Below are 22,484 nucleotides of genomic sequence, written 5' to 3' on the forward strand. Positions count from 1 at the left end.
CATGCTTAAAAAACTATCATATATAACACTATTTGCATTGACGTTCGTGTCTTGCAGCGATACTTTGGATGATATTAATAAAAATCCAAATGCGACGGAAACTCCTTTAGCACCTTATTTGTTAACTGGGTCATTAAAACAAGGAGCTGACTTGTATTGGGGCGATAATACAAACTTTAACTCGTCTTTGTTATTTGTACAGCATTGGGCTAAAATTCAATATACAGAGCCTGACAGATATGATGTGTCTAATACTTCTTTTACTTCTTTATGGAATACTGGATATGCTACTTTGATTACAGATTTGAATACGATTTTGAACTTTTCTGATCAACAGGCAAATTCCAATTATAAAGGAATTGCTTTAACCTTGCGTTCATGGACATTTTTATTGTTGACAGACGCTTATGGAAGTATTCCGTACAAAGAAGCGGGTTTAAAGGTAACTCCTGCTTATAACACCCAAAAAGAAGTCTACACAGGATTGCTTGAAGATTTAAAACAAGCTCAGTCTTTATTAAGTGCAACAAATGGTACTGTGACTGGTGACTTGTCTTATAAAGGAGATATTTCAAAATGGAAAAAACTGGTAAATTCGCTTCGTTTGCGTATTGCCTTGAGAATTTCAGATAAAGAACCAGCTCTGGCTAAACAGGCTGCAATTGATGCAACTACAGATGCTGCTGGAGTATTGAGCAGTAATAACGATACTTTTAAATTTACGTATACGAGCTCGCCTCAACAAAACCCAGCTTCTGCTTGGTTTGAAACTCGTGACGATTTTCGTGTTTCGAAAACATTAGTGGATAAATTAACAGAGTTATCAGATCCTCGTTTACCAGTTTATGCGCAATTGCCAACAGATAAAACTGTTGTTAAATATGTGGGAGCAGGCAATGGATTAACTAATAGCGATGCCAATAGTCAAGGTTTTGCGAAGACATCAAAACCAGGAACTTACTTCTTGACTTCATCATCGCCAGCCGTAATTGTATCTTATTCAGAAGTATTGTTTAATCTTGCAGAGGCTGCAGCGCGCGGTTATATTTCTGGAGATGCGGAACAGCTTTATAAAAATGCAATTACAGCATCGTTTAATCAATTTGGAATTACAGATGCTACAGCTATTTCTAATTATCTTAATCAAGCGTCTGTAAAGTATGATGCTTCGAATTATGCTAAATCGATTGGTACACAAAAATGGATTGCATTTTACGGACAAGGTCTTGATGCTTTTACAGAATGGAGAAGGCTGGATTATCCTGTATTGAAAGCGGGGCCGTCTACAGTTTTGGATGGACAAATTCCGTCTCGTTTCTTTTACCCGGGAACAGAGCAGTCGCTTAACGGATCTAATTATCAAACAGCAGTATCTGCTCAAGGAAAAGATTTGCTTACAACAAAACTATGGTTTGATGCAAAATAAATTGGATTCTGAAAAGAGTGTCCAAATTTAACTTCGGCCATTTTTTCATTAATCGATAAAGTTAATTTTTGAAAGAAAAAACCAAATAGATCACTATCCTGATCCAATGTGATCAATTTGTAAAAGTCCTAATGAGAATTAGGACTTTTTTTATGGAATTTAGAATCTAATGACCGTATGCATTTCTAAATGTTTATATCCTTGTATATCATGATTTTGATATAAGACTCAAAGTATTTATTTTGAACTTTATTTTTCTAAGTCTTGATTATCGCGATGCAGTTTTGTTTTTTCTTATCAAAAAGATTCCTTTTATCTGCTATATTTCTTATTTTTAGTATTTTAAATCGGTAAAATAAATATAAGCATGATTATAGATGTAAAGCGTTTATTGTCTTATTCTCTTTTGTTTCTTATAGTATTGTTAAAACCAAATACTGCAACAGCGCAATTATTAGGTTCAAGTAAAACACCAACTGAAGAACCTGCAAAAACTCCAGAAGATTCACTTGGAAGAAGAACACCTCAAGGAACAGTTAACGGATTTATTAAAGCTCTTGGCGACCAAAATTATTTACGTGCCAGTCAATATCTGGTGCTAAGTAAACGTTCCTATCGCAAAACTGCCGAAAGAATACGTATAGCAAAAACTTTCCAGCAGTTGTTAGATCAGGGTGGAACTTTCTCGCCATCTTCCATTATCAGCAGTAAAGAAATTGGGCGTATAGATGATGATCTGGCAACTGGTGTTGATCTTGTGGGAAGTATATCTACAGACAGAACAGCAATACAACTTTATTTAGAAAACCAATCGGATGACAGCCAGCCGCCATTATGGCTTTTTTCTGCAGAAACGGTAGAAGCAATTGCTTCAGCAGATATTGCTGGAGAAAAAACTTTTTTAGACAGGGTATTGCCTGCTGTTTTAAAAGAGCGAAAACTTGGAAATGTTCCTGTGGGACATTGGGCAGTAGTAGTAATCATGACTTTAGTTTCTTATTTGTTTGCTAGATTACTGGTTTTTGTAATTGGTTTTTTGGTGCAAAAATTTTGGAAAAAAGCAGCAAGCGAAAAAGGCACCGCTGTTATAGATGCTTTTTCACTGCCAATTCATATGTATCTTACGGTAATTTTATTTGTCGCATTTACACAGCGTATGGGAATTTCTATAGTAGTACGTCAGCGTTTTAGTATTATTATATTAACAATTGGAATTCTTGCTTTCTTGATCCTGCTTTGGAGAATGACTGACTTTGTAAGTATGTATACACGAAGCAGAATGAGCAGGAGCGGTCGTATTTCTGCCGTTTCCGCTGTTTTATTTTTAAGTCGTACTACAAAAGTAGCCATCGTTATTATAGGTATTATTGCGATACTTGGTATTATTGGTGTAGATGTTACAGCCGGACTTGCAGCATTAGGTATTGGAGGTATCGCATTGGCATTAGGAGCGCAAAAAACAATAGAAAATTTTGTAGGCAGTGTGAGTCTTATTGCAGATCAGCCTTTGAGAGTAGGAGATTATTGTCGAGTTGATGATATTAAAGGGACAGTAGAATCTATCGGAATGCGTTCGACTACGCTTCGTACTTCTGCACGTACAATTGTAACGATTCCTAATGGGCAGTTATCAGCCAGTAAAATAGAAAACTATGCTCATCGTGATCGTTTTATCTTCAACCCGATATTTACTTTTAGGATGGAAACCACGCCTGATCAAATGCGTTATTTACTGGTAGAACTTAGATCTTTACTGTATGCACATCCTGCAGTGCTTAATTCACCACCGATAGTGCGTTTTACAGGTATTACTGCCGATGCTTTGAAAGTTGAAATTACGGCATACATAGAAGCAGTAACTTTTGAAATATCGCAAGAAGTGCAAGAAGATATATTATTACGAATGATGGATATAATAGAACAAAGCGGAACATCTTTAGCTTATCCTTCACAAACACTTTATATGGCTCGAGATACACCTATGTCAAGCGAAAAAGCAGCAGCAATTTCGGAAACCGTTAAAAAATGGAAAGAAAACAGTGAATTACAGATTCCTAAATTTGATCCGAAACGAGTCGAAGAAATAAAAGACAGTCTCAAATATCCAGATGATGGCAGTTTTAAGCCAAAAGAAGAGTAAAAATACTATTATAATAATCTTAAATAAAACAGAACGTAAGATTATTGTTCTAATTGATTAAATTAGTTGATTATCAGTATGTAGTAGTTGGATTGTTAAAGAAAAAGGACGGTTAATTGGTGATAAAAAAAAGTTAAAAGCATTCTGTATTTTAAAATGGCACAATTCATGCCTGCAAAAAAAACATGAATAATCAGAATGCTTAATCGGTATTCTAAAAAATTAAAATGATGAAAAGATTTAAAAGTATGTATGTTTTTGTGGTAGTATTATTATCAACATTTACATACGGTCAGGAAAGTTTAAAAATGTTTGTGAAAGAAAATAAAGTACCATGTCAAGGTGTTGGTCCTATGGAATGTCTTCAGGTAAGGTATGATAATGATAAAGAATGGCAGCTTTTTTATAGTCATATTGAAGGTTTTAATTTTGAAAAAGGAAATCGATATGAGCTAATGGTTACGAGAACAAAAAGACCAGAACCTATTCCTGCTGATGCTTCTTCATATCTGTATAAATTGGAAAAGATTATTTCGAAAACGCCTGTAAATAAGGAAAAAGGAATTTACAATACAAAAATGATTTTAACGCAGTTAAATGGTAAAAAAATAAACAGCGGCAAAGCATTTATCACAATCAATAATGAAACTGGAGCAATCAGCGGTAAAAATGGTTGTAATAACTTCAATGTGAAGTATACAAAGCTATCTTCAAAAAATCAAATTAAAACAGCTGCTCCTTTTGGAACTTTAATGGCTTGTGATCCTGAAAGCATGAAATTGGAACAAGATTTCAGCGCAGCGATAACAAATAAGAAGTTCAAAATTGTGAAGAAAAACAATAAAGTTCAGTTCAAAAATTCAAAAAACAAAATTGTTATGGAGTTTTCTATACCAACTCAAAATGAACTTTGGAGTTTTATTGGTAAAAACAATTGGAAATTAATAGCACTTGAAAATGTTGGACAAGATTACGGCAGAGCTTCTATTAAATTTAACCCAGCTGAAAAGAAAGTGAGCGGAAATACAGGCTGTAATAATTTCTCTGGAACTTATGAAACTAATGACGATCACGTTTCTTTTAATAATGTTGCCGTTACAGCTATGGCTTGTATTGGTGAAGAAGGTAATAAAACAGAACAAAAAATACTATCTTACCTAAACAATAAAGACCTGCGTTTTGATGTAGCAGATCAAACCTTGAATTTTTATCTTAATGATAGACTGGTAATGATGTTTGGGATTACAAAATAAATCAATTCTATTAGTCATCTTAAAATTGATTGATGATTTAAAAAGAATAATAAGAAAACCAGTGAAGTTAATTCACTGGTTTTTTTATTGAATAATTTATTAATTTTATAGTAAATCTTTTTACTATGAAAGTCATTGAACATTGCTATTCTCTTGAAACCAAATGGATTGATGTAGTGGCAGAAGCTATGGGAGGAACTGTCGATGGTAACTTTATAAAGGGAGATAATGAAACCTATACTGGTACGCATTTCGTTTTAGTAATGGAAGAAAGGATTTCAGCAATGCTCATTGATGTTTCCTACAAAGAAACGGTGTTGTTAAAATACAAAAATGACTTAAAAAGATTTGTAGGATTGTATTTTTATATCACTAATCATAATATAGATTTTATATTAGATAAGGAAACTGCTGTAGTAGGTAAGTTTGATTATAATTTAACAATAATAGATAGTGCCTTAGAAACAGAGTATGCTGTAAACAAAGGAACGGGCACATATGTTATTTGCATCTTTATGGATAAAACAGCATTAAAAGAGTATATGGATAAGGTGCCTAGACTTAAAACCGTATCCAAAGATGTTTTTAATGCCGAAAAAAATACAATTATCAGTATGGGAAGAATGAGTACTGAGAGTTCTATTTTATTAAATGATTTTAGAAAACTATCCTATGACAGTTTCTTATTTGAACTTTATTTTAGAGGACTTGTTTATAATTTAATTGGGGATTATCTAGATCAATTATTAGAGAAAAAAATCATTATCGGTAAAGTAATTGGAGATGATGTAAAGAGTATTATAGCTTCAAAAGCTTTATTGCTAAAGTCTATTGAAGGAATTTTTCCGGGTATAGAATTTTTGGCTGAACAAGTACATATGTCTCCATCTAAATACAAAAAGCTATTTACAAAAATTACTGGATTTAGTCCGGGAACTTTTTTTTCAGACAGTAAGTTAGAACATGCTAAAGAATTATTAGAAACGGGACAATATACGGTTAGTGAAGTTTCTGATAAATTGAATTATGCCAATATTTCTTATTTTGCGAAACGATTTAGCAGTAAATATGGAATTTTTCCAAAAGAGTATCAAAGTCAATTATAAAAAATAGTTATGAACGAAGTACTTCCAGAATTTACACATACTTATTACTTAACACCTGAATGGCGGCAAAAATTTGTTGATGATTTAGGATGTACAATTGTTAATGAAAATATGTATTTTCCAGAAGAAGTCGCAAGCGGTTCAAGCTGTTTTTTAGAAATTAACTCGGATTTTTCAGTGGTTATTGTCGATTCAATTATGAATGTACCTCTTCGATTTACACGTATTCCTTCTGAGGATGATTTCTGGATTGTATATTATGATTTGAGCGACAGTGTTAGTAAGCATGTAATCGACGATGTAAATCATAAAATAGGATATAAATCCAAATTAAGTTTCGCAATTGTAGATAATAAAATCAAAAGTACTTATCTCTCAACAGTGGGAGAACGATTTTATACCTTAAGATTGTTTATTCGAAAATCTTATTTAAAAACGTTTTTTAAAGATACTGAATTTGAAAAGGATTTTAAAGATGTTTTTGATGATAAAAAAAACAAAATGTTCTTTTACGGTCACATCGACAGCAGAAGTAAAGTAGTATTGAATGACTTGAAACAACAAAAAATAGGTAATCCTAATTATGAGTTTTTATTAAAAGGTGCAGCATTTAATTTACTAGGATATTTAATAGAAAGATTGAATACAAAGATGCCTAGTATGGGAACTCATTTAGAGAAAGATATTGAAGCAGTTATGCTGAGTCAGCAGCATTTATTATCCAATCTTTTAATTCCGTTTCCAGGGATTGAATTCTTAGCTAATATTGCTAATATGTCGCCTACAAAATATAGAGCCTTATACAGCAGTATATTCGGAATGAGCCCGCCGTTATTTTTTAAAATTGAAAAACTGCTGCTCGCAAAAGAACTATTAGAAAGCGGCAGTTTTAAATTAATCAGCGATGTTGCTTATGAGTTAGGGTATAATAAAACCACTTATTTCTCATCTATTTATAAAAATTATTTTGGTGTTTTGCCTAATACAGTTCGTAAATAGAATAGCAAAACTAAATATTTTAATCTATCATTTTCCCGATTACAACTTGTAAATCGGGATTTTTTTTTGCTTTAAAAACAACAAAAAATATACGATATGTAGCTTATAATGTTGATTTTATAGTTATGTGTGGTAGTTCAAAAAGATGAGGTCCTATTATTTTTGCAGTCAACTTTCAGTAGAACTGTAGTTTAATAATTTTAAGAAAGTGTTGATTTTGTCACGAGTTATGATAAAGGCAGTGCTGCTTTTTAAATCTAAAAGATGAGCGTAAAAATAATACCACTTACAGAACATAAACAAGACATTGTAAATAGACATTTGTTCTACAAAAATGTATTTGAAAACAGGATTTTTCAATATGATTTGTTTGCAGCAGAACATGAAACTTTTGCTAATTATGAAAAGCTGGTTATAGAGGATTCTATTTTAAAGAAAAACAGAAGTTATATACTCGAATCTGGAATTTACTTTTAAATATAAAAGAATTAACGAATAGCAGTATTTGTAAAACATTTAAAGTCTCGTTTTTATTTTGAAAACAATTACACATCACTATAATACATCGCACAATTGGATAGAAGTTCTTGCAAAAGCAATGGGAGGTTCTATTGAAGGGAATTTTATTAAGGGAAATAACGAAATTTATCAAGGAACACATTTTATTCTGCCTATTGAAGATGGTATTAAAGCGATGTTGATTGATACCACTTATAAAGAAACGACACGATTAAAATACCGTAATAAAAACACCAATTTTATAGGACTGTATTTTTACCTTACCAATTTAGATGTTGATTTTATGCTCAATGAAGAAGCAGCTTCGATAGGAAAATTAAAACATAATTTATCTATTGTTGACTCTAGAGTTGATATGGATTATATAGTGAAAAAAGGAACCCGAATATATGTGATCTGTATTTTATTCGATAAAGATAGTATAAAGGAATATTTTTTTAAAATAAACAAAACTGCGTCGACGGCAATTGACAATATTCTTGACAACAAAAGAAATGCAACATTTCGTTTGGATCGAATGAATATTGAGAGTTTAATTTTAATTAATGATTTTAGAAAAATTGCCTACGACAATTCTTTGTATGAAATATATTTTAAAGGACTTGTGTATGGTTTAACAGCTAGTTATTTAAAACAGCTGGAAACTAAAGAGAGCATTATTGAAAAAACATTTAATGTTGACATAAAGAACATCATCGCATCTAAAGCAATGCTGCAAAATAATATCGACGGACCTTTTCCCGGCATTAGTTTTCTCGCAGAGCAAATTGGAATGTCGCCTTCAAAATATAAAAAGCTGTTTGTGAAAATTTCGGGTGTAAATCCGGGAACCTATTTTTATAATAATAAATTAAATAAAGCTAAAGAATTATTAGAAACAGGAAAATTTACAGTTAATGAAGTATCACATAAATTAAATTATGCTAATGTTTCTTATTTGTCAAAACGATTTCATCAGATGTATGGGGTTTTTCCAAAAGAATATCAAAGTTTACTGTAATAGAAGTTATGGATTTAACAATACCTGAATTTAAACATACCGCATCGTTAACATTAAAAGGTAAGCAAGATTTTATTGACGGTTTAGGCTGTACAATAATCGACAATAAAATAATTCATTTCCCGAAGAAAAAGGTAAAGGGTTCTGGGTACTTTATTGAGCTTTCTTCGGATGTTTCTGTGCTTATTGTTGATTTAACGTTAAATGAGCCAATGCGTTTAACGAGAATGCCTTCTGAAGAAGATTTTTGGATTGTTTATTATGATATGAGCGACAATTTGAATAAACATTTTATTGATAATATTAAACATAAAACAGGGTATAAATCAAAATTAGGTTTTGCTATTATAGACAGCCGTCTTCAAAGTTCTTATGTCTCAGAAGTTGGAGAAAGAGCCTATTCTTTGCGATTGTATATTCGAAAAACATATATTAAAAATTATTTTCACGGAGCAGTTTTAGAAAAAGATTTCAAGAACATTTTTGATAATAAAAAAAGAGAAATGTTTTACTATGGACATATCGACAGCAGAAGCAAAGTAGAACTTCATAATTTAAAGCAGCAAAGCATGAGCGATTCAAATTATGAATTTTTACTAAAAAGTACAGCTTTTAAGCTTTTTGGTTACTTTTTAGAGCGATTAAAAATTGATATGTCTAACACTGGATTGTTTTTGGAGAAAGATTTAAAGGCAATAATGAAAACACAGGAATATTTAATGTCTAATCTTTTGGCGCCTTTCCCAGGCGTAAAGGTTTTATCTGAAATTGCTAATATGTCTATTTCAAAATACAGAATCTTATACGAAAATGTATTTGGTGTGAGTGCTGTATCCTTTTTTAAGAAGGAAAAGTTTGTACTCGCAAAGAAATTATTAAAAAGCGGCGAATTTAAAACGATTAGTGATATTGCTTTTGAACTTGGCTATCATAAAACAGCATACTTTTCATCGCTTTATAGAAAACATCATGGAGATATACCCAGCTCCGTTTTTAAAAGTAAAACGTTGTAATGTATTTAATTGCTTTTTTTTTAGATTTCCCGATTGCGTAAAGTGGTCGGGTTTTTTATTTTAGAATTAATAAGGCGTCACTTAGGTTTTAAACTAAAAAAGAAACAAAGAAAAACTTTTAATATGTTTTTATGTAACTGGTTTGTAGTTGTTTATATGGTAAACCTTTTTGTGATGATTTTATGAATTTATGTGGCAGTACCAAAAAAGGATGTTGCTATAATTTTGCCCATATTTCTAAAAATAAGAGTAAAATGAAAAAAATAAATTTATTTATAGTAACTATATTATGTTGTTATTCGAGCATTATGTTTGGGCAGCAAGACGCCCAATATACCCAATACATGTACAACACCATAAACATCAATCCTGCTTATGCAGGTTCTAGAGGTACAATAAGTGTTTTCGGATTACATAGAACACAATGGGCAGGGTTGGAAGGTGCTCCAATTACCAATACACTATCTGTTAATTCACCTATTAATCATAATATGGGAATAGGATTATCGGTAATCAATGATAAAATTGGGCCAATGACAGAAAATAATGTTTCGGTAGATCTTTCCTATTCTATAGATACTTCTCCTTTTTATAAATTATCATTTGGATTAAAAGGAACAGCAAACTTGTTAGATGTTGATTTTACAAAATTGAATATCTATGATCCTTCAGATCCAAGATTCCAAAATAACGTCGATAACAAATTCTCTCCCAATATAGGAGTAGGAGTATATTTCCATTCTGATAGATCATATATTGGACTTTCAATTCCGAATATGTTAGAAAACAGTCATTACGATAAATCTGCTAAAAACGAATCGCAGAGTTTTGTCGTAAAAGAGCGTATGCATTACTACCTAATGGCAGGATACGTTTTTGATTTAGATTATAATCTAAAATTTAAGCCGTCTGTATTAACCAAAGCAGTACAAGGAGCTCCATTACAAACAGATATTTCGGCAAATTTTCTATTCAATGAAAAATTTACAGCAGGGCTTGCTTATCGCTGGAGTGCATCAATAAGTGCGCTTGCAGGATTCCAAGTTTCAGATTCTTGGTTTATTGGATATTCTTATGATGCCGAAACAACTAAACTGGCAAACTACAATTCAGGATCGCATGAAATCTTTTTAAGATTTGAAGTATTGGGCGGTTCTAAATCGAGAATGATGTCTCCGAGATTTTTCTAACTAAAACTAATTTAATTAATTATGAGAATAAAAATACATAAAGTACTTGTGTTGCTTTTTTGTTTGAGTAATACAGTGTGTTTTTCGCAAAAGCAGCAAACACAAGACAAAAAGCTGGCAAAAGCAAATGCAGAATACGAAAAATTTTCATTTGTAAAAGCAGGAAAGCTATACGAGCAATTAGTGAATAAAGGATATGATTCTAAAGAAATATATGCCCGTTTAGGAGATACTTATTTTTTTAATGCAGATTATTACAGCGCACTGCAATGGTATACCAAAATGATGGAAGATGTTGCATCTGCTCCGCTAGAATACTATTATAGATATTCTGTATGTCTTCGAGCAAATGATCAGCATGAAGATGGATTAGCAGTAATGAGTGCTTATTATAAGAAAGCAGGAAAAGAAGAGGAAGCAAAAAAATGGGACCCAGTTACTTATTTAAAAGCCATTGCAGCACAATCAGATCGATACGATAATTTGAGACAAGCATCGATAAATTCGCCATTTTCAGACTTTGGAGCGGCGTTAGTTCCAAATGAAGAAGCAATCAAGCAAAACCTTAAAATTGTTCAGGTAGAAAAGTCGGATAAAGACAGAATTATTAGAGAAAATGCTCAAAAAAGACGAAGTGACGATGGTAATAAACTTGGAGCTACAGGAGAGTTTATAATTCAGGAGAAAAAGAAAGATAAAAATCAAGAAAAGTTTATTGTAAACACTAAAGAGGCTGATTTTAAAAATGATGATTTTCTGATCCTGTCTTCAGGAAAAATGCCTAAGTATAAAGAAGTTATTTATGCTACGGCTAAGGATTCAGGTATTTTTAAACGCAAACACAATTGGAGCGAAAAAGCTTTTCTTAAATTATACACAGCCCAAATTGACGAAGACGGAAGTTTGTATAATGCAAAAAAAATGCCAGGAGATGTAAATTCAAAATACCATCAAAGTACACCAGTAATTACAAAAGACGGCTTAACAATGTACTTTACTCGATTGGTAGTTTATGACAAAATAAAAAATAAGGCAAAAAATAAAAAAGCAATTTCTAACCTGAAAATCTTTCAAGCTCAAAAAATAAACAATAAATGGGGAGATGTTAAGGAACTTCCATTTCCTGTAAATGTTGAAGGAACTTCTTCTGCACATCCTGCCTTGAGCGCTAATAACGATGAGTTATACTTTGTGTCTAACAGAAAAAAGAAAACAAACGATACAGATTTATATGTGATAAGCAGAAAAAAAGGCGGAGGTTTTGCTAATAAAGCAGATTCTTTAGGAGAAGAAATAAATACTTATGGCAGGGAAACTTTTCCTTTTGTAGATGACAGCGGCGTATTGTACTTCTCGTCAGATGGGCATCCTGGTTTAGGAGGTTTAGATGTTTTTGCGGCCGTAAAAGATGAAGAAGGTAAGTATATAGTAGCAAATGTTGGCGAACCGATAAACTCTACAAGTGATGATTTTGCATATAGCATAGACATTGACTCTAAAAAAGGTTTTTTCTCCTCTAATAGAAAAGGTGGAACCGGCGATGACGATTTGTATACATTTTTAGAAACAAAGCCGATAGCATTTCCTTTTAAATTAAACCCAGTTTATTCTGGAACTGTAAAAGATAGTGTATCTGGTCAACTATTGAAAGAAGTTGAGGTAACCGTTTTTAATGATTTGAAAGAAAAAGTTAAAACGATATACAGTGACGAATCAGGAAAGTTTTCATTGGATTTAGCGCCGCTAAAGAATTATACTTTTGAGTTTAAAAAGAAAGGTTATACAACTGAAAAAATTGTTGAAAAAGGTATTAAAATAGGAGAAACCAAAGAAATGCAGGCAGTTCTATTTAATGAACTCGAAGTTGTTGTTGATAATAAGGTATTAACCCTTAAAGAAGGAGATAATCTTACGGAGAAACTAAAACTAAAACCTATTTACTTTGATTATGGAGGATATACGCTTCGAAAGTCATCAAAATTAGAATTAGACAAAGTAATTAATTTATTAAAAACCCGCCCGAGTATTTCTATTCTGGTAAAATCACATACAGACAGCAGAGGTAAGGATGATTACAATATGAGACTTTCTAAAAACAGAGCAAAAACAACAGTAGATTATATTGTTTTGGAAGGTGGAATTGCACAAGATAGAGTGTGGGGAGATGGATATGGAGAATCGCAGTTGATCAATAAGTGCGGCAATGATGTGCAATGTTCAGAAACGGAACACGAGCTTAACAGACGTTCGGAATTTATTATTGTAATAAAAGAACAGAACGGATAAATTTTGATTTGGTAGTTTAGAGTTGGTAAGAAAAAGAGTTTGGCTTTTAATTAAGTTCAAGCTCTTTTTTGTTGGATATATTTCAGTTTTGTTTTTAGATTTTTGGAGCTTTTTTTTGGATTAACTTATTGATGTGTAATTGTTTATGTGTTTACGTGATTTGTAACTTTTTGTATTGATTTTAAAAGTTTATGTGGTAGTTCTGAACAATACTTAGGACATAATTTTGCCAAGAATTTAAAATTTAACAGTTCATGAAAAGGTCAGCTGATTTAAATTTTAGAATAAAGATTGCAAATAAAAAGATAACTCATAATTATTAAATCTTATGAAAAATAAATTACTTCCATTATTTTTTGTCTTAGCTAGTTATTCAGCTTACTCCCAGGTTGGTATAGGAACTACTATGCCAAATCCTTCTTCTCAATTAGAAGTTGTGGCTAATGATAAAGGTGTGTTGATTCCTAGAATTCAATTAAAAAACATTACAGATGCTTCTACAATTGTAAATGGCAATGTAAATAGTTTATTAGTATTTAATACTGCTACAGCTGCAGATATTAAACCAGGATATTACTATTGGTATGATAACAAATGGAACAGAATTGTTATTGCCGGTGAAATAGAATCTAACAAAGGAACTGTTATTTATAATGCAGTAACAAAAGAGTTTGTGTTTGTTGATGATTCAGGAGCTAATCAACCGCTGGATTTAAAAAATTTTGAGACAATTACAGAAATAGTCAACAAAGGCAATGGTGTATATACTTATAAAAATGAAACAAATGCAGAACCGATTACTATTAATGTAGTAGGAGATGTTGCAGAGAATTTCCAAACAATTATAAACAATCCTGAAGTAACAAATGTTCTGAATACTTTTATTACTAAGTCAGAAGGTACAGTGTCGTTCAATTCTACGACCAACGAATTTACTTATACAGATGCATCTGGTGCAACACAAACAGTGAATATCAATGAAATCGTAAAAGGAAACGAAACTTTGACTTCACTTGCTTACGATAAGGATGGGAAAACACTTAACTATCAAGCAGAAAAGGGTGAGGCTACTGTAATAAAACTTGTTGATTTAGTTGGAGATGCTGAAACTATTACAGAAATAGTCAACAAAGGCAATGGTGTATATACTTATAAAAATGAAACAAATGCAGAACCGATTACTATTAATGTAGTAGGAGATGTTGCAGAGAATTTCCAAACAATTATAAACAATCCTGAAGTAACAAATGTTCTGAATACTTTTATTACTAAGTCAGAAGGTACAGTATCGTTCAATTCTACGACCAACGAATTTACTTATACAGATGCATCTGGTGCAACACAAACAGTGAATATCAATGAAATCGTAAAAGGAAACGAAACTTTGACTTCACTTGCTTACGATAAGGATGGGAAAACACTTAACTATCAAGCAGAAAAGGGTGAGGCTACTGTAATAAAACTTGTTGATTTAGTTGGAGATGCTGAAACTATTACAGAAATAGTCAACAAAGGCAATGGTGTATATACTTATAAAAATGAAACAGATGCAGAACCGATTACTATTAATGTAGTAGGAGATGTTGCAGAGAATTTCCAAACAATTATAAACAATCCTGAAGTAACAAATGTTCTGAATACTTTTATTACTAAGTCAGAGGGTACAGTATCGTTTAATTCTACGACTAATGAGTTTACTTATACAGATGCCTCAGGAGCAACACATGTGGTGAACATCAATGAAATCGTAAAAGGAAACGAAACTCTGACCTCACTTACTTACGATGCCGCAGGGAAAACACTTAGTTATCAGGCAGAAAAAGGTGCCGCAAACGTAATTAATCTTGTTGATTTAGTAGGAGATGCTGAAACTATTACAGAAATAGTCAACAAAGGCAAGGGTATATATACTTATAAAAATGAAACAGATGCAGAACCGATTACTATTAATGTGGTAGGAGATGTTGCAGACAATTTCCAAACAATTATAAACAATCCTGAAGTAACAAATGTTCTGAAAACTTTTATTACTAAGTCAGAGGGTACAGTATCGTTTAATTCTACGACTAATGAGTTTACTTATACAGATGCCTCAGGAGCAACACATGTGGTGAACATCAATGAAATCGTAAAAGGAAACGAAACTCTGACCTCACTTACTTACGATGCCGCAGGGAAAACACTTAGTTATCAGGCAGAAAAAGGTGCCGCAAACGTAATTAATCTTGTTGATTTAGTTGGAGACGCTGAAACTATTACAGAAATAGTCAACAAAGGCAAGGGTATATATACTTATAAAAATGAAACAGATGCAGAACCGATTACTATTAATGTGGTAGGAGATGTTGCAGACAATTTCCAAACAATTATAAACAATCCTGAAGTAACAAATGTTCTGAAAACTTTTATTACTAAGTCAGAAGGTACAGTATCGTTCAATTCTACGACTAATGAGTTTACTTATACAGATGCCTCAGGAGCAACACATGTGGTGAACATCAATGAAATCGTAAAAGGAAACGAAACTTTGACTTCACTTGCTTACGATAAGGATGAGAAAACACTTAACTATCAAGCAGAAAAGGGTGAAGCTACTGTAATAAAACTTGTTGATTTAGTTGGTGATACACAAACGTTAACGTCACTTGTAGTAAATAATGCAGCAGGTACACTTGATTACAAAGATGAGAAAGGGACTGTAACGCCAATTAATTTGAGTGCTGCCGTAAAAGAGCCTTGGTTTAGTTCAACGACAAAAGCAGGAGCAACTACAAATACGGAGAATATTTATACACAAGGCTGGGTAGGTATCGGGTTTGATACGCCATCTGGAAAGGCAGGTGAAAAACTGAGAATAAATGGTTCTATTACAACAGTTAATAGTACATATGCCGATTACGTTTTTGAAGATTACTTCCAAGGATACTCTGACATTAAAGCAGATTATAAATTTAAGGGATTAGCTGAAATCGAGCAGTATATTAAAACGCATAAACACCTTCCAGGGATTACTCCAATCAACGAATTGGAAAGAACTTCTGAAGGATATTCATTCAACATGTCTGAATTGTCAATCCAATTATTGGAAAAAACAGAAGAGATCTACTTGCATATAATTGAGCAAAACAATGCAATTATTGCAAAAGACAAAGAGATTGCAAAAATGAACGAACGTTTAGAAAGATTAGAAAAACTAATCGAAGAAAACACAACTTCAAGCAATGCAGCTCCTATGAGCACAAACTAAAACAAAGAAAAAACACCTCTTTTATGAATAGAATAACTGAGGTGTTTTATATCGTTTTTAGTATAATTTGTCATGTTTAAGACTAACACTTTAAATTAAAAAGTATGACCAAATTTATTTTAAAAATAGTTACTGCAACATTATTTTTTACTATTGGTAAACTTAGTGCACAAACCATAAATATAGGAGAAATAGCAATTTTGTCAGGAACAGACTTTGCTACAGTAGCTGATTTTGATAACAAGTCTACCGGAGATTTTATTAATGATGGACAATTTACTGTTTATTCAAATTATAATAATGATGGATTGGTAACTTTTAGTCCAAAAACTGCTTCTGGGTTAACTAATTTTAAAGGTTTGGCTGGAGCTCAGACGATTTCAGGCAGCGAGTTAAGTGAATTCAATAATGTAAGATTTGAAAATCGAATGGTTCAGCCAGCTTTTTTATTGTCGACAGAAATTAGTATTCATGGCGTTTCTGATTTTTACAAAGGAATAGTTTCTAATAACAACTCCGGAGGAATAGTCATTTTTGAAGCAAATGCAGCGCATAAAAATACAAATGATGATAGTTATGTTGATGGATATGTAGAGTGTGTCGGGAAAAATGAATTTCAGTTTCCTATAGGAGATGGAGGTTATTTCAGACCGTCGGCCTTCAGTCAAAACAGCATATCTAAAGATTTCTTTAAAAGTAAATATGTTCTAGCAAATTCTAACGAATTGCATCCTCATACACAAAAAGAGGAATTGATTACCTTAATAAACACCAATGAATATTGGAAAGTTGAAAGCAATCAAGCCGTAATAGATTTGGCTTTAACATTAAAATGGAACACCAATACAACGCCAGATGAATTAACGAAAGAAGATTCTGATTATACACTGGCTATTGTAAATTGGGACGCTGCACAATCAAAATGGGTGCATTATGCATCTGCCGTTGATAATCAAAATGAAACGGTTACCGCAGCCATAAATAAAACAGGAATTTTTACACTTGGAAAAGTGAAAACCTCTACTACAACTGATGTAATTGTTTATAACGCAATCTCGCCAAATGGTGACGGAAAAAATGATTATTTCAATATTGAAGGACTGGAAAATTTCCCTGATAACTCTGTACAGATCTTTAATCGTTATGGAGTAAAAGTATTCGAGACAACAAATTATGGCGCCAATGGAAATTGGTTTAGAGGAATATCTGATGGAAGAGTTACAACAGCTAAAAATGAAGGGCTGCCAACAGGAACTTATTTTTATGTTCTAAAATACAAGACCAACAATGGTGACTACAAAGACAAAGCGGGATATTTATACATCAGTAATAATTAAATACTGCTGACTTTTAATGCATTAAAAATCTAGATACGCCTTTAATTTATAAAGGGTTGTGTCTTTATGTATTGATTTTATGATTTTAGATGGCAGTTTCAAAGAACACAGCCACAGTAAATTTGCCCATATTTTAATCCGTAATACGCTAGAGAATTATAAAATAATTCTAGAGAGGATTAGGTATAATGAGCAAAGTATGAATTATTTAAAAGTTTTTTATATGATACAAAATGTTAACAAAAGCAATACAATTGGATTTTGTTTTTTTATATTCTTTTCCTTGCTGCTATGGTTTCCTGCTGAGCTTAAAGCTCAAGAACAGCAGATAGCACGTATAACAAGTGATTTAACATTTCAAGCTGAAAATAGTGAATTTGTACCTTTAGTAGGAGGTACAAAAGTAACAGCTTTATCTGCAGATTCAGCCGTGAGTACTGCGTTGCCTATAGGCTTTACATTCAACACAGGTCGCGAAGATCATACTACTTTTTATGCTAGTTCAAATGGGCATATTACTTTTAAGGCTGGTATTATGGCGGGATTAAGTGTTGCGCCCAAAGGAAACATTCTTGTTTTGGCTCCCTTATCTGCAGATTTAAGCGGGGTAGGAGGAACTTTTTCCTATCAAACGAGCGGTGTTGCACCTAATCGAGTTCTTACGGCAGAATGGAAAAGCTGGAGGTGGGCTTATAATAGTGGTGCCAATGTGATAAGTTTTCAAGTAAAAATGTATGAAGGGACTAACACTGTCGAGTACATCTATGATCAGGGTATTAGTATGCCTAGTAGTAGTGCGGCTATTGGAATTTATTTTGGTAAAGAAGACTTATACAGTGAAACGGCCGCTCAATTATGGCTCACTAATTCAGGTGTAAATCCAGCAACTTCAGAAGTCTTTGTAAATACAATTACTGACCGTCCGGCAAGCGGACAGTTGTATCGTTTCATAAATAAGAGTACTATCATTGGTTATTTTGGACAAACAGTTATTAATGCTCCTGGAGGCACAAATGGCAATGATGGAATTAGGCTTAATATTTCTGGAGCAGGAAATATGCAGATCATTAGAAAGGGTACAGGTCAAATATACGCTTTTAATAATAATTTAGTATTAGGTACGACAAAGCCTTTTGATATACCTGGAAGTACGCATGGTTTAGCACTTTCTATAGGGAAAGATGTTTTTGTAGGAGGAAGTTTGATTCCTACTGGAATTACTGCAAAAAAATTAACTCTTATAACCAGTACACAGCAGTCACTTATAGAATCGCCTTCGGGGCATTTTGAGAATACAATTAAAATGTCAGCCGAAAAAAATGGGCTGACTTATTTTCTCGATGTAAAATATACATACGATTATCCTAATCCCTATGTTATTCTCGATTATAAAGTTACCATACCAGAAGGAAATACCGAAAAAGTGCAGCTAGCACACGCTTGGGATACTTATTTGAGCGGAGGAGATAGTGGCCCTGGATTTGTTAAGGGGACAGCTCCGAATTTTGTAATGGGCGTATTTAAACAAGCTTCGTCTTCGTATGAAGCCTTTCAATATAAAGGTGGTGTTGAGTGGTCAGGTTATTTTTCGGCAGCATATCTTTCTCTTAATAGTAATTTAAATAGAGGGACAGATACTTTCATGGCTTTTGGTAACTTAATTAATTCTGTAGCTACTACAGATAACGGTATTGGTATTTCAATGAATTTTGGCACAGCACCGGGTGCTTTTAACAGTGAAAATGCTTTGATCTTTGCCTGTGAAGCAGGAGATGTTGCACCAAAATTAAGCACAACTACTGCTAAACCTTGTTTAGGAACTACATTTAACTTAAATAGTTATTTAATTTCAGAGCCTCCTTTGGGTGTAGAAATAGTATGGAAAAATGCATCAGGAGTTGTGGTGGCAGATCCTACAAATATGAGCACAGCAGGAACATATACTGTATCGTTTTACTCAGATTTGTATGGCTGTTCTTCTCCAAGTGCATCGCTTACCGTGTCGTTTGATGCAACTTGTGCTGTATGTTATAAACCTGCCGTTACTACAGGAACAGTGCTGCCTATTAAAACAATTATATCAACACTAGATAGAGTTGATACACCTCGTAATTATGCCGATGCAAGAACAGGAAGTTTGATATTAGAATCAAAAGAGAAAGGTTTAGTATTAACTAGAATTGCTTCTCCAGAAACTGCAATTACGGCTCCTGTAGAAGGAATGATTGTATATGATACCGTAAATAAAGTTATTAAACTATACAATGGCACATCTTGGAAAGCAATGTCACAACAAGCATGTCCAGATTAAAAAAGATTTTGATTCTTAAGAATAATAAAGAAAAATAATTATGAAAAAAATCAAGTATATAATCGGTGCGTTTTTGATAGGATTAACCGTAAATGCACAGGCCGTTATTGGAAAAACAACTCCTCAAGGTTCAGGAATTGTCGATTTCAATGTGGGCGATAAAGCTGGTATTGTATTGCCTTGGGTAACAACATTGCCAACAGGTACAGCCTTAACCGGAGGCGTAATGCTGTTTGATGCCAACTTAAAAAAAGTAGTTTATTACAATGATACTGCTTGGGTTGATTTATCAAGAAAAACAGGAGCAGTCGATTTGTCTATTCAAGAATCAGTACCTGAAGCTGCGACAAAAGGAACTGTTATTGGAGCAGAAACCAGCAGTGTTGACGGAGTTCTAGTTTTAGAATCGGCAGATAAAGCTTTGATTCTGCCTAGAATAGTTTCGCCGCATCTTAATATAATAAAACCTATGGCAGGTACTATTTGTTATGATACCGTAAAAAAAATGGTTTGCGTTTATAACGGAACAGAATGGACATTCTGGAAATAAAAAAGAATGAAATTATATAGAACTCGTTGTGATTTTTGCAACATAGTTTGATCTATAAAAATGAATTTTGTTAGTACAAAATCCCCTAATCTTAGGGGATTTTTTTGTTATGTAATTTTTTAATATACAAATGAAGATCAGTAATTTAATGAATATTAAAGAGCGATCTTCATTTTTATTTTATTCAAAATATAGTACTATTTTATTGTCTTGTAAGACAATACTTTTCTTTTGAAAAAACACAGCCCTTTTTTATTTTCCATCTCTTACTCAACTAACATTTAGAACATCAAATGTTAATACAATGTTTTATAATCAGGTTGTTTTATTAATATAACCGTAACCTTGTCGACCTACCCTCATTTCTAATTTTACAGACATATTATAAAACAAAATACTGTAGTATATGTCATTTTTAAAAATTGGAATACTTCCCAAAAAAACAATTCAGTTTAGCGTCTGTAGAAACCATTTTTATTTGGCTGATAATGCAAAAACAAATGGTTATGTATAAAAAGTTTACGGATGAAGAACTTGTTGATTTATTGAAACAAGGAAAAGACAAAGCGTTTGATGAATTGTATTTTCGATATCGCGATTTATTAGTTCGGTTTGTTTATATCAGAATGAAATCAATTCCTATCTCAGAAGAAATCGTTCAAGAAGTTTTTACCACCATTTGGGAACGCCGCAAAACCTTATTAATTCAAAAGAAATTTGCCGCTTATATCTATACTTCAGTTCGATACATGACTTTAGATTATATAAAATCGCATACCATAACAGATCAATATATAAAAGAAGTTGCAGACAGCAGTACCGTTTTGTACAACAGCACCAATACAACGGAAGATTCGATTTATTACGACGAATTACAGCAAGCGGTAGATAAAGCCGCGGCATTACTTCCAAAAAAATCAAAAGAAGTTTTTATTCTAAGCCGAATAAAACACTATTCCAACAAAGAAATTGCCGACGAACTCAACGTGTCAATTGATACCGTAAAATATCATATTACGTATGCACTGAAATTCATGCGTTCCTATTTAGGAGAGTTCAACTGAAGATTTTCTAACCATTAACAAACTTAGATTTTCTTAACAGAAGCGTAACCTAAAGCGCCTACCCGAAATTTCTATTTCAAAGACATACTATTAAAGAGACAAAGACATTATAATGCCTGAAAAATTACATCAAGATATTAAACAGTTTTTAAAAGGAAAACCTTCTATAAAGGGAGAGGAATTATGGAATAATTGGTACGACCATCCAGAGCATTTATCTGAAGAAAATGAACTTATTGTATCAGATCGTTCTAAGTTAAAAAGAGAATTAAAACAAATTAAGAAGACACCAAAAGTTATTTCACTTCAAAATAGAAACTGGGCAATTGCTGCGTCATTAACCTTATTAATAAGTATATCTAGTTTTTTTTATTACACCTCAAAATCAAATGGTGAAATCAAACAATATGCGACAAAATTGGGAGAACGTGCCAAAATAACTTTGGCAGACGGAACTCAAATATGGCTGAATGCAGGAAGTCTTTTAAAATATCCAACAGAATTTAATGGAGACACGCGTGAAGTTTACTTAATAGGAGAAGCTTTTTTTGATGTCGCAAAAGACAAAGAACATCCGTTTATAATTCATACCAACAAAATGGATACAAAAGTACTCGGAACCAGTTTTAACGTTCAGGCATATCCAGATCACACTACGCAGGAAGTCGCAGTTTTAACCGGAAGAGTAAATGTAAAGTCGACTATTACAGATGAAAATGTTTACGTAACTCCAGGACAAAAAGTGATTTTTAAATCCAAAAGCAACAAACTGCAAGCTTTTAAAGATGTGCCCGTAAATACGATTTCGTTATGGCGAAAAAACATAATGGTTTTTGAAGAAACGCCTTTACCCGAAGTTATCGCAACCATAAATAGGAATTATAATATTCCGATAGAAGTTAAAAACAAGAATCTAAATACCCTTAAAATAAACGGTTATTTCAAAGAACTGTCAGCAAATGAAGTAATGGCATTAGTGTGCAATATCATAAATGCCGAATACAAAGTAGAATCTGGAGTATATAAGATTGAGTAAAAAAGAA

Annotated in this window: 16 protein-coding genes; all 16 read left to right on the top strand. The window is 32.6% G+C overall.

Features of this window, described 5'->3' with window-relative positions:
- Position 1 precedes the first annotated feature (1 nt).
- Positions 2 to 1,426, top strand: a complete 1,425-nt coding sequence (locus tag B0A75_RS11415) for a SusD/RagB family nutrient-binding outer membrane lipoprotein (RefSeq protein WP_089054404.1) — start codon at positions 2 to 4, stop codon at positions 1,424 to 1,426.
- Positions 1,427 to 1,793: 367 nt separating this feature from the next.
- Positions 1,794 to 3,566 carry a mechanosensitive ion channel family protein gene (locus tag B0A75_RS11420; protein WP_089054405.1) on the top strand — a complete coding sequence of 591 codons (1,773 nt, stop codon included), beginning with the start codon at positions 1,794 to 1,796 and terminating at the stop codon, positions 3,564 to 3,566.
- Positions 3,567 to 3,793: 227 nt separating this feature from the next.
- Complete coding sequence (locus B0A75_RS11425; RefSeq protein WP_244284387.1) at positions 3,794 to 4,819, top strand: META domain-containing protein; 1,026 nt, start codon at positions 3,794 to 3,796, stop codon at positions 4,817 to 4,819.
- Positions 4,820 to 4,944: 125 nt separating this feature from the next.
- Positions 4,945 to 5,925 carry a helix-turn-helix domain-containing protein gene (locus B0A75_RS11430; protein ID WP_089054407.1) on the top strand — a complete coding sequence of 327 codons (981 nt, stop codon included), beginning with the start codon at positions 4,945 to 4,947 and terminating at the stop codon, positions 5,923 to 5,925.
- 9 nt (positions 5,926 to 5,934) lie between these two features.
- Positions 5,935 to 6,924, top strand: coding sequence for a helix-turn-helix domain-containing protein (locus B0A75_RS11435; protein WP_089054408.1), 990 nt, complete (start codon positions 5,935 to 5,937; stop codon positions 6,922 to 6,924).
- A gap of 264 nt (positions 6,925 to 7,188) precedes the next feature.
- Complete coding sequence (locus tag B0A75_RS11440; RefSeq protein ID WP_089054409.1) at positions 7,189 to 7,401, top strand: hypothetical protein; 213 nt, start codon at positions 7,189 to 7,191, stop codon at positions 7,399 to 7,401.
- A gap of 58 nt (positions 7,402 to 7,459) precedes the next feature.
- Positions 7,460 to 8,443 carry a helix-turn-helix transcriptional regulator gene (locus tag B0A75_RS11445; protein ID WP_089054410.1) on the top strand — a complete coding sequence of 328 codons (984 nt, stop codon included), beginning with the start codon at positions 7,460 to 7,462 and terminating at the stop codon, positions 8,441 to 8,443.
- An 8-nt stretch (positions 8,444 to 8,451) separates the two neighbouring features.
- The gene (locus B0A75_RS11450; protein ID WP_089054411.1) at positions 8,452 to 9,456 is read left to right on the top strand and encodes a helix-turn-helix domain-containing protein; all 1,005 of its coding nucleotides are present in this window, start codon (positions 8,452 to 8,454) and stop codon (positions 9,454 to 9,456) included.
- 254 nt (positions 9,457 to 9,710) lie between these two features.
- A complete protein-coding gene (locus B0A75_RS11455) occupies positions 9,711 to 10,646 on the top strand; it encodes a PorP/SprF family type IX secretion system membrane protein (RefSeq protein ID WP_089054412.1) in 936 nt (311 codons plus the stop codon).
- A 21-nt stretch (positions 10,647 to 10,667) separates the two neighbouring features.
- Positions 10,668 to 12,932: an OmpA family protein gene (locus B0A75_RS11460; RefSeq protein ID WP_089054413.1), complete on the top strand. Its 2,265-nt coding sequence runs from the start codon at positions 10,668 to 10,670 to the stop codon at positions 12,930 to 12,932.
- A gap of 328 nt (positions 12,933 to 13,260) precedes the next feature.
- Entirely contained in the window at positions 13,261 to 16,179 is a 2,919-nt protein-coding gene (locus B0A75_RS11465) for a hypothetical protein (RefSeq protein ID WP_089054414.1), read from the top strand.
- A gap of 104 nt (positions 16,180 to 16,283) precedes the next feature.
- Positions 16,284 to 17,516, top strand: coding sequence for a gliding motility-associated C-terminal domain-containing protein (locus B0A75_RS11470; RefSeq protein ID WP_089054415.1), 1,233 nt, complete (start codon positions 16,284 to 16,286; stop codon positions 17,514 to 17,516).
- Between the two features lie 223 nt (positions 17,517 to 17,739).
- On the top strand, positions 17,740 to 19,827 hold the full coding sequence (locus B0A75_RS11475; RefSeq protein WP_123872360.1) for a hypothetical protein: 2,088 nt from the start codon (positions 17,740 to 17,742) through the stop codon (positions 19,825 to 19,827).
- 40 nt (positions 19,828 to 19,867) lie between these two features.
- Entirely contained in the window at positions 19,868 to 20,377 is a 510-nt protein-coding gene (locus B0A75_RS11480) for a hypothetical protein (protein ID WP_089054417.1), read from the top strand.
- A 422-nt stretch (positions 20,378 to 20,799) separates the two neighbouring features.
- Complete coding sequence (locus tag B0A75_RS11485) at positions 20,800 to 21,441, top strand: RNA polymerase sigma-70 factor (RefSeq protein WP_244284388.1); 642 nt, start codon at positions 20,800 to 20,802, stop codon at positions 21,439 to 21,441.
- A gap of 112 nt (positions 21,442 to 21,553) precedes the next feature.
- Positions 21,554 to 22,477 carry a FecR family protein gene (locus B0A75_RS11490; RefSeq protein ID WP_089054419.1) on the top strand — a complete coding sequence of 308 codons (924 nt, stop codon included), beginning with the start codon at positions 21,554 to 21,556 and terminating at the stop codon, positions 22,475 to 22,477.
- The last annotated feature ends 7 nt before the right edge of the window (positions 22,478 to 22,484 follow it).

The organism is Flavobacterium oncorhynchi (assembly GCF_002217355.1).
Taxonomy (GTDB): domain Bacteria; phylum Bacteroidota; class Bacteroidia; order Flavobacteriales; family Flavobacteriaceae; genus Flavobacterium; species Flavobacterium oncorhynchi.

Excerpts from the sequence above, each read along its gene's own strand:
- B0A75_RS11415 (WP_089054404.1), top strand. The coding sequence starts at position 2 with ATGCTTAAAAAACTATCATATATAACACTATTTGCATTGACGTTCGTG.
- B0A75_RS11420 (WP_089054405.1), top strand. The coding sequence starts at position 1,794 with ATGATTATAGATGTAAAGCGTTTATTGTCTTATTCTCTTTTGTTTCTT.
- B0A75_RS11425 (WP_244284387.1), top strand. The coding sequence starts at position 3,794 with ATGATGAAAAGATTTAAAAGTATGTATGTTTTTGTGGTAGTATTATTA.
- B0A75_RS11430 (WP_089054407.1), top strand. The coding sequence starts at position 4,945 with ATGAAAGTCATTGAACATTGCTATTCTCTTGAAACCAAATGGATTGAT.
- B0A75_RS11435 (WP_089054408.1), top strand. The coding sequence starts at position 5,935 with ATGAACGAAGTACTTCCAGAATTTACACATACTTATTACTTAACACCT.
- B0A75_RS11440 (WP_089054409.1), top strand. The coding sequence starts at position 7,189 with ATGAGCGTAAAAATAATACCACTTACAGAACATAAACAAGACATTGTA.
- B0A75_RS11450 (WP_089054411.1), top strand. The coding sequence starts at position 8,452 with ATGGATTTAACAATACCTGAATTTAAACATACCGCATCGTTAACATTA.
- B0A75_RS11455 (WP_089054412.1), top strand. The coding sequence starts at position 9,711 with ATGAAAAAAATAAATTTATTTATAGTAACTATATTATGTTGTTATTCG.
- B0A75_RS11460 (WP_089054413.1), top strand. The coding sequence starts at position 10,668 with ATGAGAATAAAAATACATAAAGTACTTGTGTTGCTTTTTTGTTTGAGT.
- B0A75_RS11465 (WP_089054414.1), top strand. The coding sequence starts at position 13,261 with ATGAAAAATAAATTACTTCCATTATTTTTTGTCTTAGCTAGTTATTCA.
- B0A75_RS11470 (WP_089054415.1), top strand. The coding sequence starts at position 16,284 with ATGACCAAATTTATTTTAAAAATAGTTACTGCAACATTATTTTTTACT.
- B0A75_RS11475 (WP_123872360.1), top strand. The coding sequence starts at position 17,740 with ATGATACAAAATGTTAACAAAAGCAATACAATTGGATTTTGTTTTTTT.
- B0A75_RS11480 (WP_089054417.1), top strand. The coding sequence starts at position 19,868 with ATGAAAAAAATCAAGTATATAATCGGTGCGTTTTTGATAGGATTAACC.
- B0A75_RS11490 (WP_089054419.1), top strand. The coding sequence starts at position 21,554 with ATGCCTGAAAAATTACATCAAGATATTAAACAGTTTTTAAAAGGAAAA.